8 protein-coding genes are annotated in these 15,941 nt (G+C 74.1%); 4 read left to right on the top strand and 4 right to left on the bottom strand.

Annotation, left to right across the window (positions count from 1 at the left end; genetic code table 11):
- Positions 1-53: 53 nt before the first annotated feature.
- On the bottom strand, positions 54-2,072 hold the full coding sequence (locus FIV44_RS20045; protein ID WP_141005992.1) for a fibronectin type III domain-containing protein: 2,019 nt from the start codon (positions 2,070-2,072) through the stop codon (positions 54-56).
- 137 nt (positions 2,073-2,209) lie between these two features.
- Between FIV44_RS20045 and FIV44_RS20040 the strand changes: the two genes are divergently transcribed.
- Positions 2,210-4,726, top strand: coding sequence for a LuxR C-terminal-related transcriptional regulator (locus FIV44_RS20040; RefSeq protein ID WP_141005991.1), 2,517 nt, complete (start codon positions 2,210-2,212; stop codon positions 4,724-4,726).
- Positions 4,723-5,241: a helix-turn-helix domain-containing protein gene (locus tag FIV44_RS20035; RefSeq protein ID WP_141005990.1), complete on the top strand. Its 519-nt coding sequence runs from the start codon at positions 4,723-4,725 to the stop codon at positions 5,239-5,241. Before FIV44_RS20040 ends, FIV44_RS20035 begins: the two co-directional genes overlap by 4 nt.
- A 36-nt stretch (positions 5,242-5,277) precedes the next feature.
- On the opposite strand, the gene clpB is transcribed toward FIV44_RS20035, so the two are convergent.
- Together clpB and FIV44_RS33310 are read right to left on the bottom strand one after the other, a co-directional pair.
- Positions 5,278-7,884, bottom strand: coding sequence for an ATP-dependent chaperone ClpB (clpB, locus tag FIV44_RS20030; RefSeq protein WP_141005989.1), 2,607 nt, complete (start codon positions 7,882-7,884; stop codon positions 5,278-5,280).
- 137 nt (positions 7,885-8,021) lie between these two features.
- A complete protein-coding gene (locus FIV44_RS33310) occupies positions 8,022-11,894 on the bottom strand; it encodes an InlB B-repeat-containing protein (protein WP_141005988.1) in 3,873 nt (1,290 codons plus the stop codon).
- A gap of 743 nt (positions 11,895-12,637) precedes the next feature.
- Between FIV44_RS33310 and FIV44_RS20020 the strand changes: the two genes are divergently transcribed.
- Both FIV44_RS20020 and FIV44_RS20015 read left to right on the top strand, forming a co-directional pair.
- On the top strand, positions 12,638-14,134 hold the full coding sequence (locus FIV44_RS20020) for a helix-turn-helix domain-containing protein (RefSeq protein ID WP_181410704.1): 1,497 nt from the start codon (positions 12,638-12,640) through the stop codon (positions 14,132-14,134).
- 203 nt (positions 14,135-14,337) lie between these two features.
- On the top strand, positions 14,338-14,973 hold the full coding sequence (locus FIV44_RS20015) for a DUF2238 domain-containing protein (protein ID WP_141005986.1): 636 nt from the start codon (positions 14,338-14,340) through the stop codon (positions 14,971-14,973).
- Between the two features lie 13 nt (positions 14,974-14,986).
- Here FIV44_RS20015 and FIV44_RS31520 read toward each other — a convergent pair whose 3' ends face one another.
- Positions 14,987-15,928: an Abi-alpha family protein gene (locus tag FIV44_RS31520; RefSeq protein WP_219996101.1), complete on the bottom strand. Its 942-nt coding sequence runs from the start codon at positions 15,926-15,928 to the stop codon at positions 14,987-14,989.
- Between the last annotated feature and the right edge of the window lie 13 nt (positions 15,929-15,941).

The following is a 15,941-nucleotide window of genomic DNA, read 5'->3' as shown; positions in this document are numbered from 1 at the left end:
GCCCAGCCCCGCCGCGACCCGCCCGGACCGGCGGCGGCCGGCCCGGCCGGGCGTCACGTCGTACGGATGCGGAGGGCGTCGATGGTGACCTTCTTCCTGCCGACCACCACGATCCGGATCTTCTTCGCCTTCTGCGTCGCCGACCAGCTCCTGATCGGGAGGACCTGGCCGTGCCGGGTGCTCGCGGACTTCAGCGAGATCTTCGCGATCCTCTTCTTGCCGTAGTACACGACGACCTTGCCGCACCTCTTGCACGTGGTGGCGACGAGCTCCAGCCCGGCGGCACCGACCTTGCCCTTCGTCACCAGGGCCGCGCCGGGTCTCTTGGCGGTCCGCGCACCACCCTGGTGATAGCCGGCGCCCTTGACCGCCTTCCACCTGCCCTTCCGCTTCAGCGCCGACTCGTCCAGGGTGGTCCAGGATCCGGGGGTCGCCGCCGGCGGGGCGCCGGGTGCGCCGGGTGCCCCGGGGTCGCCGGGCTGGCCCGGACCGGCCGGCGCCGCCGGCGTGGTGAAGCTCGCGGAGAGCCCGGACCAGGCGCCCCAGCCCTTGCTGTTCTGCGCCCGCACCTGGCAGCGGTACTGCCTCTCGGGCGTCAGCCCGGACACCGTTGCCGGCGACGCCGCCGACAACGCCGTCCGACTGGCACCGCCGTCGCTCGACACGCACTCGGTGCCGTACGCCGTGATGGTGTCGCCGCCGTTGGCGGCCGGCGCCGCGAAGGTCACCCCAGCGGTCGTCGCCGACGTGGCGGTCGCCGTCACGCCGCTCGGCGCTCCCGGCGGGGTGGCGCCGAGCGCGATGCTGCTGTAACCGCTCCACGCTCCCTCCACGCCGGCCGCGTTCGTGGCCTTCACCCGACAGTTGTAGCGCCGGCCGGGGATCAGGTCCGAGACGGTGTGCGTGGTGCCGGGGCCTTCCGAGGATCCCGCCGGCACGTGGTTGTCGCCCTCCTGCCAGCACTGCACCCAGTAGCTGCTGATCGGGCTGCCACCGGTCGACGCCGGCGGGGTGAAGGTGGCCCGGATCTTGGTCAGCTCCAGCTCGGTGAGGACCAGATCGGTCGGCGCGCCCGGGGCGGAGGGCGTCGGCGGCACCATCGGGAAGGACAGCGACCCGGCGGACCAGGACCCCCAACCGACGCTGTTCTGCGCCTGCATCCGGCAGCTGTACCGCTTGCCGGCAGTGAGCCCGGACACCGTGATCGGTGAGCTGGGACCGGTGGCGCTGCCCGTGACCCCGCCGTCCTGTGAGAAGCACTCGACACGGTAGGCGGTGATCGCCGACCCGCCGTCGTTCGCGGGCGGGGTGAAGCCGACGCTCACGCTCGTGGCGGAGGGGAACACCTGGACGCTGTTCAGCGACGGTACGCCGGGAGGCGCGCCCGACGGGGCGGTCGGAGCGTAGAAGCTCACCTGCGGCCTGAGGGTGGGGTTGTCGTTGCCGTCGGCGACGTCGACCTCGGAACGGATGACGCTGCCGTTCTGCACGCTCGTCGCCTTGATCGGGACGACGAACTCCCACTGGGAGTCGTTGTAGCCGTTCGTGTTGCTCGGCAGCGGCCACCCGCCGTACCACCCCGACTTCGTGCTGGTGTACCTCCCGTCGGCGGCGATCGCGGACCACTGCGGGCACTCCTGGCCGTTCGTCACCGGCGCCTGCGTCCCCTGGGGAGGCTTGTAGTAGCACTCGATCGGCTCGCTGGTGTCGAAGACCACCCCCGAGGGCAGCACGAACTTCGGGAACGCGAACGGCGTGTCGCAGTGCGTCCCGATCCGCGTCAGCACGGTCGTCATGTACGACGTCTGCCCCACCCTCGGCGAGGTTCCCAGGGTCCCGTGGTAGGCGTTGACGGCATGGATGCCGGGCTCCGGGTACGGCGTCCCCCAGACGATCGACGGGCAGTTGAGGATCGTGGACTGCTGCGAGGTGCCCACGATCCAGTCGTCCGCCGCGTGCGCCGTCCCGGGCGTGACGACGGGGATCACGAGCCCCAGGGCCAGCGCCACCACGGCGGTCAGTCGGCGGATCGCGTGCCGGCCACGACGGCGGCGAGATGGGACGGGGAACATCGAGACTCCTCGAGGGGTGGGCAGACAACGGCGCGGTGGCGCCCGCCCACCCTGATCCGTGCGCTCCTCGCAGCGCATCGTGCTTCTGCGCCACGTGAACGCGCCCTTCAGCAAGCCCTTCTCGATACCCTCCGGGCGTGGGCACGCTGCTGGTGGCGCGGGAGGACGAGGTCGACGCGGTGCGCGCCTCGCTCACCGCGAGCCCGGCGGGCATCGTGGTGTTCGGCGAGACCGGGGTGGGCAAGACCGCGCTGGTCCACGCCGCCCTGGCGGGACGGCGCGTGCGGGAGGGCGGGTGCCTGGCGACCCTGTCCTGGGCGCCGTACCTCGCCTTCCGGCGGGCGTTCGGCGACGACCTCCCGGACGAGTGCTGGGCCGGTGACGCCGAGTACGCCGCCGAGCGGATCGAGCGCGCGCTCGGCGACGACATCCTGCACGTCGACGACGTCCAGTGGGCCGATCCCGACACCCGTCGGGTCCTGCACGCGCTCGTCGGACGCGTTCGCCTGGTCGCCACCGTCCGGCGGGGCGACCCGGGCGCCGCCGACCCGCTCGAGCAGCTGACGGCGGCCGGACTCGGGCGGCTGAACCTCGAGCCGCTCGAGCCCGCGGACGCCGGCGAGCTCGTCCGGCGCCTGCGGCCCGCACTGACGCCGAGCGAGGTGACCTCGCTGGTGGAGCGGTCCGGCGGCAACCCGCTGCTGCTCGAGGAGCTGGCCGACGCCGACGCCGACATCGCGACCCTGCACCGCGCCGTCCTCGCGCGCTGCCGGCAGCTGCCGGAGCCGCAGGTCGAGGACCTCGCCCTGCTGGCGCTCGCGGGCCAGCCGCTCGCCGCGACCGACCTCGACGACGCGGCCGGCCTGGTCGAGTCCGGCATCGTCGTGCACGAGCACGGGTCGCTCACCATCCGGCACGCCCTGATCGGCGAGGTCATCGACGATCTCCTCACCGAGGAGCGCCAGCTGCGGGCTCATCGCCGGCTCGCGGACCTGCTCACCCATCCCGGTCAGCGAGCCCGCCACCTGCTGGCGGCCGGCGAGCTCGAGGCCGCTCATGCCGCGGCCATGCGCGCGGTGGCCGAGGCGCTCACGCCCGGCGAGCGGATCGCGCACCTGGGGACGGCGGCGCGGTGCGTCGACCCGGTCGAGGGCGCGGAGTTCCGGCTGCGCGCGGCGGAGGAGGCGAGCGCGGTCGACCTGCTCGACGTCGCGGCCTCGCTGCTGGACGGGCTGCCCGATCGACCGGACCTGCGCTTCCGCGTCGCCCGGCAGCGCTACGCGCAGGCCGTTCATGTCGGCGACACCGCCGCCCTGCCCGGCCTCGCCGCGCGCATGGCGGACCTGGCCGCGCCCGGCACCGGCGAGGAGGTGCTGGCGCTGATGGACCTGAACTACGCGATCCTCACCACCACCGGCAGCCCCGAGGGCATGGCGGAGGCGCTGGGGGTGGCGGAGCGCGCGATGGCGCGCGCCGAGGAGGTCGACGCCGAGCGATCCGCCGCCCTGAAGGCCTTCGCCGACACGCTCCTGGTCTCGGGCGACGACCGCTGGCGCGACGCGATGCCCCGGGCGCTGGCCCGGGCGCGCGCCGAGGGGAACCTCGCCCGCGAATGGCGCATCGCCAGCAACTGGGTCGAGGCGTACCAGTCCTACGGTCCGCTGGCCGAGGGGCTGGCCCTGGCCGACGAGACGGCCGCGCGGTTCGACGCCCTCCGCCTGGTGGCGATCCGCCGCAACTTCGAGTTCCACCGCTTCGAGCTCCTGCACAGCCTCGCCGACTACCCGGCCATCATCGACGGCGTCCCCGAGCTGCTCCGCGCACCCGGGCTGCCGGCACTGGTCGAGGTCGACCTGCACTGCATCCTCGCCGAGGCCGAGCTCCAGACCGGGCAGGTCGAGGACGGGCTGGCGCGACTGGCCTCCGGTCCCCCGACCTCCACCGAGCGCGGCCAGGTCGAGGTGCACCGGATCCTGGCGGAGACGCACCTCGACGCCCTGCGCGGCGACCTCGCCGCCGAGCAGCTCGCCGCCCTCGACCGCTACGACCTCCCCCAGCTGAGCCGGACCATGGTCGCTCCGACCCGGGCGTGGACCGCGCGGGCACTGGGCGAGCCCGCGCCGCGTCGCCCGGACCTGCTGCCCGAGACGGGGATGCTCTCCGGGGTGGCGCCCGAGCTCGACGGGATCGACGCGGTCCGTCGGGACGACTTCACCGCCGCGGCCCGGCACTTCCGGATCGCGGCGGAGCGGTACCGCGACGGGTTCGTCCCCCGGATGGTGCGCTGCCTGTGGTTCGTCGGCGAGGCGCTCCGCCTCGCCGCGGACCCCGCCGCCGAGGCGGCGCTGATCGCGGCCGAGGACGAGTCCCGCAGCCACGGCATGGTGGCGATCCGGGTCCACTGCGAGCGCTCGCTGCGGCTGCTCGGCGTACGACGCTCGGCGGTGGTGGCGCGCAGCGGCGACTCCCCGCTCACCGAGCGCGAGCACGAGGTCTCCCTGCTGGTGGCCGACGGCCTGACCGACGCCGACATCGGCTCCCGGCTCGGGCTGCAGCGCCGGACCGTGCAGACCCTGCTGGCCAACGCCCGGGCGAAGCTCGGCGCCGAGAACCGCGCCCATCTCGTCCGGCTGGTCACCGAGGACGCTCCGTGAGCCTTCCGTTCGTGGTCGTCGAGGGACCGGCCGAGGTGCTGGCCGATGCCCACGCGGAGCTGGTCTCGCTCGGGTGGGAGGTCACCGAGGACCTCACCGCGTCCGCGCGGTCGGGCGATCGGGTCTGGTCGCTCGCGGTCACCGACGACGCCACGGCCGCCCTCGCCGTCCTCGCGGCGGTCGAGGGCGCCGGGCTGCTGGTCGACGCCCGCGCCGAGCGCGCCACCGTGGATCGGCTCTGCGACGACCTGCGCCGGCTGGGCCGCCTCGACCACCGCATCGGCGATCCCGGTCCGCTGCTGAGCGCCGTCGAGCGCCGCCTCCTCGACCTGCTGTCGGACGGCGTCGGCCTCGGGGCGGCCGCGACGCGACTGCACCTCGCCCGCCGGACCGCCGACCGGCGGCTGGCCTCGGCCCGGTCGACGCTCGGCGTCGAGACGACGACGCAGGCGATCGCCGCCCATCGCCGCCGGCTCGACCGCCTGCCCCGCCCCGGTGGCTCCGCGCCGGGCTGAGCGTCGGCCCCTCGCCGCAGAGCGCGCGGCCAGACCTCAGGCGGTGGTGAGCACCAGCCCGTCCTCGCCCCGGTCGACCGTGACCGCGCCACCGTCGGCGACCTCGCCACCGATCAGCATCCGCGCGAGCGGGTCGCCGATGGCGGTCTGGATCAGGCGGCGCAGCGGCCGTGCGCCGTACGCCGGGTCGTAGCCCACGTCGGCCAGCCACTCCCGCGCCCCGGGGGTCACCGAGAGCGAGATCCGGCGGGCGGACAGGCGGGCCTCCAGCGAGCGCAGCAGCAGCTCGACGATCTGCGCGAGATCCTCGCGGGTCAGCGCGTCGAAGGTGACGATCTCGTCCAGCCGGTTGAGGAACTCGGGCTTGAACGACGCCCGCACCATGCCCAGCACCGACTCCTTCTGGACCTCGGGCGACAGCGCCGGGTCGACCAGGAACTGCGAGCCGAGGTTGGAGGTGAGGATCAGGATCGTGTTGCGGAAGTCGACCGTGCGGCCCTGGCCGTCGGTCAGCCGCCCGTCGTCGAGCACCTGCAGCAGGATGTCGAAGACCTCGGGGTGCGCCTTCTCGACCTCGTCGAGCAGGACCACGGAGTACGGGCGCCGGCGGACCGCCTCGGTGAGCTGGCCGCCCTCGTCGTACCCGACATAGCCGGGAGGGGCGCCGACGAGGCGGGACACGGAGTGCTTCTCGGAGTACTCGCTCATGTCGATGCGCACGATCGCGCGGTCGTCGTCGAACAGGAAGTCCGCGAGCGACTTGGCGAGCTCGGTCTTGCCGACGCCGGTGGGGCCGAGGAACAGGAAGGAGCCGGTGGGGCGGTTGGGGTCGGAGATCCCGGCCCGCGCCCGTCGTACGGCGTCGCTGACCGCGCGCACCGCCTCGGCCTGCCCGATCAGGCGGGCGCCGATGACCTGCTCCATGTCGAGCAGCTTGGCGGTCTCGCCCTGCAGCAGGCGGCCCGTGGGGATGCCGGTCCAGGCCTCGACGACCTCGGCGATCTGGGTCGCCCCGACCTCCTCGCCGACCAGCTTGTCCTCGGGCGACTCGCTGTCCTCGACCGCCTCGACGGCCTTGATCTGCTCCTCCAGAACGGGGATCTGGCCGTAGAGGATCTCGCTGGCGCGCCCGAGGTCGCCCTCGCGCTGCAGTCGCTCGGCCTCGATCCGGAGCTGGTCGAGCTGGCGGCGCAGCGCGCCCTCGCCCTCGAGCTCGGACTTCTCCCGCTCCCAGCGGGCCTCCAGGCCGCGCAGCGACTCCTCCTTGTCGGCGAGGTCGGCGCGCAGCGCCTCCAGCCGGTCGACGGAGGCGGCGTCGGACTCCTTGGCGAGCGCGAACTCCTCCATCTTGAGCCGGTCGACCTGGCGGCGGAGCTGGTCGATCTCCTCCGGGGAGGACTCGATCTCCATCCGCAGCCGGGACGCGGCCTCGTCGACGAGGTCGATCGCCTTGTCCGGGAGCTGCCGGCCGCTGATGTAGCGGTCGGAGAGCGTCGCGGCGGCGACCAGCGCGGCGTCGGTGATCCGGACGCCGTGGTGGGCCTCGTACTTCTCCTGGATGCCGCGCAGGATCTGGATGGTGTCCTCGACCGACGGCTCGCCGACGAAGACCTGCTGGAAGCGGCGCTCCAGCGCGGGGTCCTTCTCGATCGACTCGCGGTACTCGTCGAGCGTCGTCGCGCCGATCATGTGCAGCTCGCCGCGGGCCAGCATCGGCTTGAGCATGTTGCCCGCGTCCATCTGGCTGTCGCCGCCGGCGCCCGCGCCGACGACGGTGTGCAGCTCGTCGATGAACGTGATGACCTGGCCCTCGGACTGCTTGATCTCGTCGAGCACGGCCTTGAGCCGCTCCTCGAACTCGCCGCGGTACTTCGCGCCCGCGACCATGCCCATCAGGTCGAGCGAGAGCACCCGCTTGCCCTTGAGGGAGTCGGGGACGTCGCCGTCGACCACGCGCTGGGCGAGGCCCTCGACGACGGCCGTCTTGCCGACGCCGGGCTCGCCGATCAGCACCGGGTTGTTCTTGGTACGACGGCTCAGCACCTGGATGACCCGGCGGATCTCCTGGTCCCGGCCGATCACCGGGTCGAGCTTGCCCTCCTCGGCGGCGGCGGTGAGGTCGACGGAGTACTTCTCCAGCGCCTCGTACGTCGACTCGGCATCCTGCGACGTGACGCGGCGGTTGCCCCGGACAGCGGTGAGCGACTCGCGCAGCGAGTCGGCGTCGAGGCCCGCGTCGGTGAGCACCGTCTGCGCGGACGACTCGACGGTGGCCAGCGCGATCAGCAGGTGCTCGGTGGCGACGTACTCGTCCTTCATCGACCGGGCGAGGTCGAGCGCGGAGGCGAGGACGCGGGTCAGCGCGGCCGAGCCGGCCGGCTGCTGGACGGTCGCGCCGCTGGCGCGCGGCAGGGCGTCGCGGGCGGTGGACGCCGCGTGGACGAGCGCGCTCACGTCGACGCCCGCTCTGTGCACGAGGTGGGCGGCCGCGCTACCGCCTGTGTCATCTTGCTGCAGCAGCAGGGCGACGAGCAGGTGGATCGGCTCGACGGTGGTGTTGCCCGCCGTGGTCGCGGCGAGTTGGGCGGCCTCGATCGCCTCGCGGCTGCGCGTGGTGAACTTGTCGGCCCCGAATTGGCTCATGTGCAGAGTCTCTCCTGTGTCGTTGGGATGATCGAGTTACTACCCCAACATCAGGAAAGTTGAGTCTGTTCCACTCAACATCGCGCTATCTTCGCGAGCTGGAGGGATCCCCGGACATCCGGGGATCCGTCCAGCCCTCACCGGTGCCGGACCACCACGTCGACGAACCGGTTGCGCGGCGCGCCGCCCTTCCTGGTCGCGGTGTTGCCGACGCCGACCACCCGGACCTTGGTGCGGACCTGGACGCCGCGCCGGACCAGGTAGGCGCAGGCCGCCTTCGCCCGGCGCACCGACAGCCTGTGGGCGATCCGGTTGCCGACCCGGTTGCCGGTCCGGGCCGTGTGGCCGACACAGGTCAGCACGGACACCTGCTCGGCCTGCGCGGCGATCCGGTCGAGGAAGCGCTTGCCGGCGGCGGTGAGCCGGGCGCCGTCGGGTCCGAACATCGCGCTCGCCCCGCGCCGGGTCTGCTTGGGCGCGAACAGCAGCGACGGCCGCTCCGCGTGCCGGGTGAGGCCGTTGTCCAGCACACCGATCGCCAGCAGGGTGACGGCCACGCCGCCGAGGGCCGGCCGGGTGAGCCGCCGGCCCGCCCGGGTCAGCCTGACCTGCACCACGGCGTCCGCCGTGCTCGCCGTCGCCTCGCCCTGCGCCAGGACGACGGTGCTGCCCTTGTGCCGGGTGGTCACGGTCGCCGCACAGCTGCGCAGCGTGCCGGTGGTGGCATGGCAGCGGACCTCGAAGCGGTCCGCCGTCACGATCACCGGGTGCGCGTCCACCGTGAGGTCGCCCTCCGGGGCCCAGTGCGCGTAGAGGGTGACCGGCGCGGTGACCAGCGTGGCGAAGGCGTACGGCGTGCTGCCGCCGGCCGAGGTGTACCACCCGGTGAAGCTGTAGCCCGCGCGGGTCGGGTCCGCCGGCCGGCCGACCGCCGTGCCGTACGCGACCGAGACCGGGGCGACCGCGGAGCCTCCCGCACTGTCGAAGGTCACCGTCACGGGCGCGCGGACGGTGAGCGTGGCGGCCCGGGTCTCGGCGGTGCCGGCCGGATTCGAGAAGACGGCGCGGTACCGGTTGCCGTCCATGTCTTCCGTGACACCGGTCAGGTCGAGCGTCTCGGAGGTCGCTCCGGACACGTCCGCCCAGCCCGTGCCGTCGTCGACCTGCCACCGCACGCCGGGCGCCGGACGTCCCGAGGCCGCGGCCGTGAAGCCGGCGTCGGCCCCGGCGTTCACCTCGGCGTCGTCGGGCTCGAGCGTGACGACCGGCGCGGTCTGCACCGTCAGCGTGGCCGGCGTGGTGGTCAGGGGGCCGCCGACGCTGTTGCTGAACCGGACCCGGTACCGGTAGCCGTCCATCGACGCCGACACGTTCGGCACGGTCAGGGTCGTCGGCTGGCCGGACACGGTGGCGATCTCGCCGCCCTCGGCGACCCAGTGCTCGCCTCCGTCGTGGCTGACCTCCCATCTCGCCACCGGGTCCGGGACCCCGGTGGCCGTCGCCGTGAAGGTGGCGTCCACGCCCTCGATCGCCGTCACGTCGTCCGGCTGGTCGGTGATCACGGTGGCGACATCGGCCAGCGTCCAGTGCGCCGTGAGGGTCAGGTCGTCGGTGACGATCGTCGCGAAGTCGTACGCCGACTCGCCGTCGTACCAGCCGTCGAAGGTGTAGCCGGGGCGGGTCGGGTCGGCCGGCGCGTCGACGGCGGTCCCGTAGGGCACCTCGACCGGTGCGACGGCCGAGCCGCCCGCAGGGTCGAAGGTGACCGTCACCAGGCTGGCCTGCTCGACCGCGCCCGCGTCGCAGGCGGCGCCCTGGAAGCGGGCGGCGCCGGTCTGGTCCTTGCCGGCACCGACGGCGGCCGGGCAGTGCGCGACGCCGGCGGGGACCAGGTCGACCGCGGGGCTGGTCGCGGCGGGCTTGAAGGACGCGGTCGGGCCGCCGTGGTCCCCGAGCGAGCCGAGCGCCAGATCGCTCACCTCGCCCTGGCTGCCGGTGGCGGTGAGGTCGCAGGTGTCGTCGTCGACGAGGTTGTGGCCGCCGTCGTTCACCGGCCCCGCGCAGGCACCGCCGGCGGCGTCCGCGACGATCGAGCCGGTCAGCGTGACCAGGCTGGCGTCGCCCTCGACCACCCCGCCGCTGATGCCGGCGATGGTGCTGCCGGTGAAGGTGACCGCACCGGTGGTCGTGCCGGGGTCGACGTACACGGCGCTGGTGAGGCCGGTGAAGGTGCTGTTGCGCACCTCGACCGTGCCGCCACAGGCGCGAACGCCGTAGTACGGCCACCACTCGGGGGCGCTGGTCACCAGCACCCGGTCGAGGGTGATGGCCCCGGAGCAGGACAGCGCGAAGTCGAGCCGGAGGTCGCGGAGTGTCAGGGAGGGCGTGTGGGGCGCGTAGATGTAGACCCCCGAGCCGATCCGGGTCCCGTCCGGGTGACCGACGATCGTGACGTCGCGGTCGCTGCCGGTGAAGGTGGCACCGGCGGGGAACACCCCCGGTCCCAGGTGGATGGTCGCGGTCGCGGCGGCCTGGCCGTACGCATAGCTCAACGTCGCGCAGGCAGCCGCGGGAGACGAGCAGTCACCGGTGTCGGCACCACCGTTCTCGGGCATCTCGACGTACACGTCGGCCGGCGGTCCCGCGATCTCCTCGACCGAGCCGGCGTTGCACGCGGTGCCCTGGCGGCGCTCGGCACCGGTCTGGTCGGTGACCGTGCCGGTGACAGCCGGGCAGGCCGTGGTGCCGAGCGGGACCGCGTCGACCACGGGGCTGGCGGCCCACGGCAGGAAGGTCCTGGTCGGCCCGCCGTTGTCGGCGAGCGCGCCGAGACCGACATCGGACACGTGCTGCGTGGTGGCGTGCGAGAACCGGTTGGCCCCGCTGCCGCAGCCGTCCTCGACGTTGTGCCCCTGGTCGACGATCTTGCTGCCGTTGCCGAACGAGCCGCACGGGCCGCTGACGATCGAGCCGGCCACGTTGATCACGCCGAACGCGTTGCCGCCCAGGGAGTAGCTGGGGCTTACCACGGTGCTGGAGACGAGGTCGACGGTGGCGCCGAAGGTCTGGACGCCGGCGCCGGCGATCGTGCTGTTGCGGATGGCCATCGTCCCGTTCCCGCTGATCGCGATGGCCGCGTCGTCGTCCTCGTTGAGGACCGTGACCCGGTCCAGGCTCACGTCGCCCTCAGCGGCGAGGTTCTGCTGGCTCGTGGAGAGCAGGGTCAGGTCCCGGAACGCCAGGTCCGCGTCGCCGCCGGTGAAGATCCGGCCGTTGACGGTGCTGCCACCGGGATCGCCGACCACCGCCACGGTCTTCGTGCCGTCCAGCGTGCCGCCGCCGGACGGGACCGTCCCCGGCCCGACATGGACGGTCCCGCCATCGGCCACCTGGCCGTAGGCGTACCTCAGCGTCGCGCAGGCCGTCCCCACCACGGCGCAGTCGCCGGTGTCGGTGCCGGCGGCCGCGACGTACACGTCCTCAGGAGCCGGCGGTACGACGGTCGGGTCGGCGTACGTGATGCTGATGTAGCCGTCGCCGCCGGTCGGCGAGGTGTGCGGGTTGGCGCCGACGGTGTAGCTCACCTCGGTCACCGAGGCGTCGGCATGGCTCGACCCGCCACCTCCTCCGCCGCCGGCGAGGCCGGCGAAGGAGACCGTGCCCTGGCCACCGCCGTACCAGCCCTCGCCACCGCCCGCGGCCGCCGCACCGGCGGTCCACCCCGACATGTTGCCGAAGCCGCCGCCGGACGTCGCGGAGCCCGAGCGGCCGGTCCGGGTGGTGACCCCGTCGGTCGCCGTACCGCCCGCGCCGCCGGCCGCGGCCGTGCCACCGCCGCCGCCCTTGCCGGTGCCGCCGGAGGTGTCGCCGCCGGGAGCGCCCACCTCTCCCCCGTCGCCGCCCGCGCCGCCGGTCTCCGCGGCCGCGTCGTCGGACCGGCCCGCGCCGCCACCGCCGCCCGCGACCAGCAGGGTCGACCAGGTGTCGGAGCCCTCGTCGTAGGCCTCCACCCGGCTGGCCCCGCCGCCACCGCCGGAGGCGTCCTCCCGGAGCCCCCGCCCCAGATGCCGCCCTCGGAGACACCGGCGAAGATGCCGTCCCCGCTGGTGGTGCCCGCTCCGCCCACGCCGCCGGGCGTGATCCGGTAGCTGACGCCGGGCGTGGTGGCGACGGTGCCGGTCAGTGAGCCGCCGGCGCCGGGCGTCGCGTCGCCGAAGGCGGCGGTGCCACCGGCCGCACCGACCAGGGTGAAGGTCGCGCTGGTCACCCCGTCCGGCACGGTCCAGTGCTGGAAGTCCTCGTCGGGGCCGAAGGTCTCCGTGCACCTGCCCGGGACGGTGGCGCAGTCCCAGGCGGCGGCCGCGGCGGGCGGAGCCCCCTGCATCGCGACGGCGGAGCCGGCGGCGCCGGCCAGCAGGGTGAGCACGAGGGAGCGGGACAGGCGTGACCTGCGGGAGCCGGGCATCGAGGAACCTCTCGGGGGCCGATCGGGAGCAGGCCCATCGTGGACCGCGCTCCCCCGGTGCCGGGCCGGATTGCCCGCCGAAGCCTCAGATGTCGCCCGGCAAGTCACCCGGTGACGTCGTGTCGCGGCCGGCCGAGTCCCCCGCTGCCCCCAGAGCAGGACGCGACCCCACATCGCGCTGTCCACGGCCGGCCGCGCGGAGGACGACGTTCGCACACGTCCGGCGCGGGGAGGTGATTGTTTCGGCAGCACTGGTGCGTGAAACGCGCCCCTGTCAGCATGGCGGACGTGGCTCGGCACTCCGACGAGATCGACGACCCCTCGCCATTGGCGGGCGCGCGGATCGACGTACCGGCACGGATCGGCTGGCTGCTGCGGACCAACCGGGTGGCGGCGGGCGTCCCGCTGCGGGAGTTCGCCGCCCGCGCCGGGAGCGGCGACGGCAGCCACCTCTCCCCCGCCACGCTCTCCCGCGTGGAGACCACCGGGCGGCGCAGCGGCGTCGTCGTCGCGGCCTACGAGCAGGCGCTCGGGCTGCCCTACGGCCATCTCCGGGCCCCGCTCGACGTCCTGTGCCGGACCTTCTCCTACGCGCCCGCCGACGCCGAGCCGTTCGTCCCCGAGCCCACCCTCGCGGCCTTCTCCGCGGCCTGCGACGCGGTCGCCGGCGAGCCGGACGGCCACGACTGGCTGCGCTTCGCGGAGTACCACGCGCTCAGCCCGTTCGGCCTGCCCGAGACGGGCGTGCGTCCGTTCGTCGACCGGCTGGCGAGCGAGGTGGGCCGGGCCACCGGGACCGCCTACCAGCTGCGCTACGAGGCGCTCGCCAAGCTGCGCTGCAGTCCGTACGCCGACGTGGTCGCCGCCGCCGTACGACGGGCGGTGGACGTGCCCGGCATGCAGCGCCCCGCCGACCTGCTCAGCGCGGTGACCGAGCGGCCCGGCCCGGAGCTGGCCCGCTGGTGCGGCGAGCTGCTGTCCGACCCGTCGTGGCAGGTGGCGCGGGCGGGCTGCCTGGGGATCCAGAACATGCGCAGCGTGGGCGGGCTGCGGCGCACCGACTGGTATCCGCTGGTCCCGGTGTTCGCGGACGCCTGCGACGCCGCGGCCGGCGACCCGCTGCGGGCGCCGATCCTCAGCGCCACCCTCGCCTGCTGCCCGCCGGAGTTCCGCACCAGCGTGCAGGAGCGCCTCCGGCACCCGCTCGTCGCACCGCGGCGGGCGGCCGCGTGGACGCGCACCCGGCGCAACCGGCACTTCACCCACGCCGCCACCCTGGCCGCCGGGATCTCGCGCGCGAGCGCCGGCGAGACGATGCTGGCCCGGCTGCTGTTCGAGGTGCTCTACGACTTCCGGGCCACCCACGTGGTCACGTCGTCGTTCCTGCTGGCGGCCTCGCCGTTCGCCGACGCCGTGCGCGAGCAGCTGTGCGCGACGGCGCTCGACGGCCCCGACGAGACCACCCGCCACGGCGCGGCCCTCGCCTTCGCCAACCTGATGGTGCCCTTCGAGCGCGCGGATCCCGCGCCCTGGCTGGCCGCGGAGGACCCGGTCGTGCGCGGCGCCGGGCTCACCGTCTGCGGGTTCGCCGGCGCGCCGCTGCCGCCCGCGCTGCTGCGGACGTACGTCGTCGCGGACGACGAGCTCGCCCGCGACGCCCTGTTCGCGGCCGGCATGTCCGGCCAGCCCGAGCTCGACGAGATCGCCGCCGACCCCGCCCTGCCCGCCGCCGTCCGCGCCGGCGCCCGGTGGTGGCGCGCCGAGGGCGGCCGGATCGTGCGCTAGATGAATGAGTCCAAGGGATCGTGCTGCGAGCGGCGCTCGGCGCCGCGCTCGCAAGGCGCCGAGGCGAAGGCATGCTGGACGCACGTCGAGCATCGGCAACGCCGCGAGCGTGGATGCTGAGCGTCGCGCAGCGTGCGAGGCCTTCGACTCATTCATCTAGCCAGCGTGCGAGAATCACGGCTCACCGACGACAGGAGCGCCGTATGAGCCGGGTCGCTGCCGTCCGCTACCCCGCGACGCCGTTCCTGCGGACGGCGGACGTGGCCGCCAAGGGGATGCTCGTCCTGCTGCTGCTCCTCGCGGTGATCGATCCCGACGGCAGCAACCTGCGGGACAAGGCCGCCGAGGCGCGGGCGATCGGCTATCCGCTGGCGTCCTTCACCGTGCCGGTGATCTGGCTGCTGTGGTGGAAGGACCGCGCGCCCTTCCCCTGGCTGCCCGACCTGCTGGTGACGCTGACCTGCTTCACCGACATCCTCGGCAACCGGATGGACCTCTACGACCGGATCGTCTGGTTCGACGACGTCATGCACTTCGTCAACACCGGGCTGATCGCGACCGCGGTCATCCTGCTGACGCTGCACCACAGCGCGAGCCGGATCCGCGTGGTCGAGCGGGCGCTCGCCGTCGGCGCCACGGCGGCGATCGCCTGGGAGATCGCCGAGTACGCCGCCTTCATCCACGGCCACTCCGAGCGGGCGTTCGCCTACGAGGACACCCTCGGCGACCTCGGGCTGGGCGTCCTCGGCTCGATCACCGCGGCGCTGGTGATCCACCACCTCTGGCGCCGCGGCCAGCTCCGCGAGAGCGTGGCCCGGCCGGAGCCGCTCGACCGCTGACCCGGGAGCGTGCTCAGCCGTCGATCTCCGGCGGGGTCTCGTGCTCGGGCAGGTCGTCGCTCGCGGCGGTCCGCTCGTCGACCAGCGCCAGCTTGCAGAACTCCTCGCCGAAGGGCGTGAGGTGGATGCTGCGCCGGACGACCTTGGCGAACTTCACCGAGTGCAGCGCCGCGAGGACGTCGGGCTGCGCCTCGAGCACCTGGTACTCCAGGTGGTCGTGCACCGGCTCGCGGGAGAACCAGACCAGGCCGAGCCGGAACAGGTTGTTGAGGTACGACGGCACCTGCTCCAGGTAGCGGAGGCCGGCCCGCGGCCCGACCATGTTGAGCCCGGGCGCGATCAGCTGGCTGCTGACCATGCCGATCGGCCCGCCGGTGCGGACGTCGACCGACGGCTGCGGGCCGTCGCGCAGCATCATCACCAGGATCCGGGCCTCGTCGGGCGCGAGCTCGTCGAGGATCCGGTCGAACGCCGGGTGCCGGTCGTCCTGACTCCACACGTCGCGGGAGCGCTCGAGCAGCTCGTTGCCGCGCTCGCGCAGGGACTGCGGTCGCGACGCGATCACCTGGCCGTCGACGACCGGCGTCACCATCGTCTCGCGCGGCCGGTCGGCGCTGGCGCCGAGGGTCTCGCCCGCGCGCATCAGGGCGGTCGCGACGGGCACCCCGCCGGACACCTGCTTGGCGACCTCGCCGAGCGCGCCGACGTACGAGCCGACATCGCGGATCAGCGCGGTCGCCTCGTCGCGGCTGGTGACGGCGCGGCCGACCCGCATCCAGTTGCGGGTCGTGGTCCGCAGCCCCCAGCCGGCGGTGTGCAGCGCGGCCGAGCCGGCGACCCGCGCCAGCCCGGGCAGCGAGTCGGCGACGGCAGGGCCGGTCAGCGCGGGGAGCCGCGGCAGGCCATCCTTGTCGAGGTCGTCGTCGGTCATGTCGCCCTTCCGGTGCTCGGACATGTGTTCACGGGGG

Origin of the sequence: Nocardioides humi (genome assembly GCF_006494775.1) — a bacterium.
GTDB classification, from domain to species: domain Bacteria; phylum Actinomycetota; class Actinomycetes; order Propionibacteriales; family Nocardioidaceae; genus Nocardioides; species Nocardioides humi.
Note: the sequence above shows the minus strand (reverse complement) of the source record. Positions and strands in the feature narration are given on the sequence as shown.

Coding starts and splice junctions, on each gene's coding strand:
- FIV44_RS20015 (WP_141005986.1), top strand. CDS start 14,338: ATGAGCCGGGTCGCTGCCGTCCGCTACCCCGCGACGCCGTTCCTGCGG.
- FIV44_RS20045 (WP_141005992.1), bottom strand. CDS start 2,072: ATGTTCCCCGTCCCATCTCGCCGCCGTCGTGGCCGGCACGCGATCCGC.
- FIV44_RS31520 (WP_219996101.1), bottom strand. CDS start 15,928: ATGTCCGAGCACCGGAAGGGCGACATGACCGACGACGACCTCGACAAG.
- clpB (WP_141005989.1), bottom strand. CDS start 7,884: ATGAGCCAATTCGGGGCCGACAAGTTCACCACGCGCAGCCGCGAGGCG.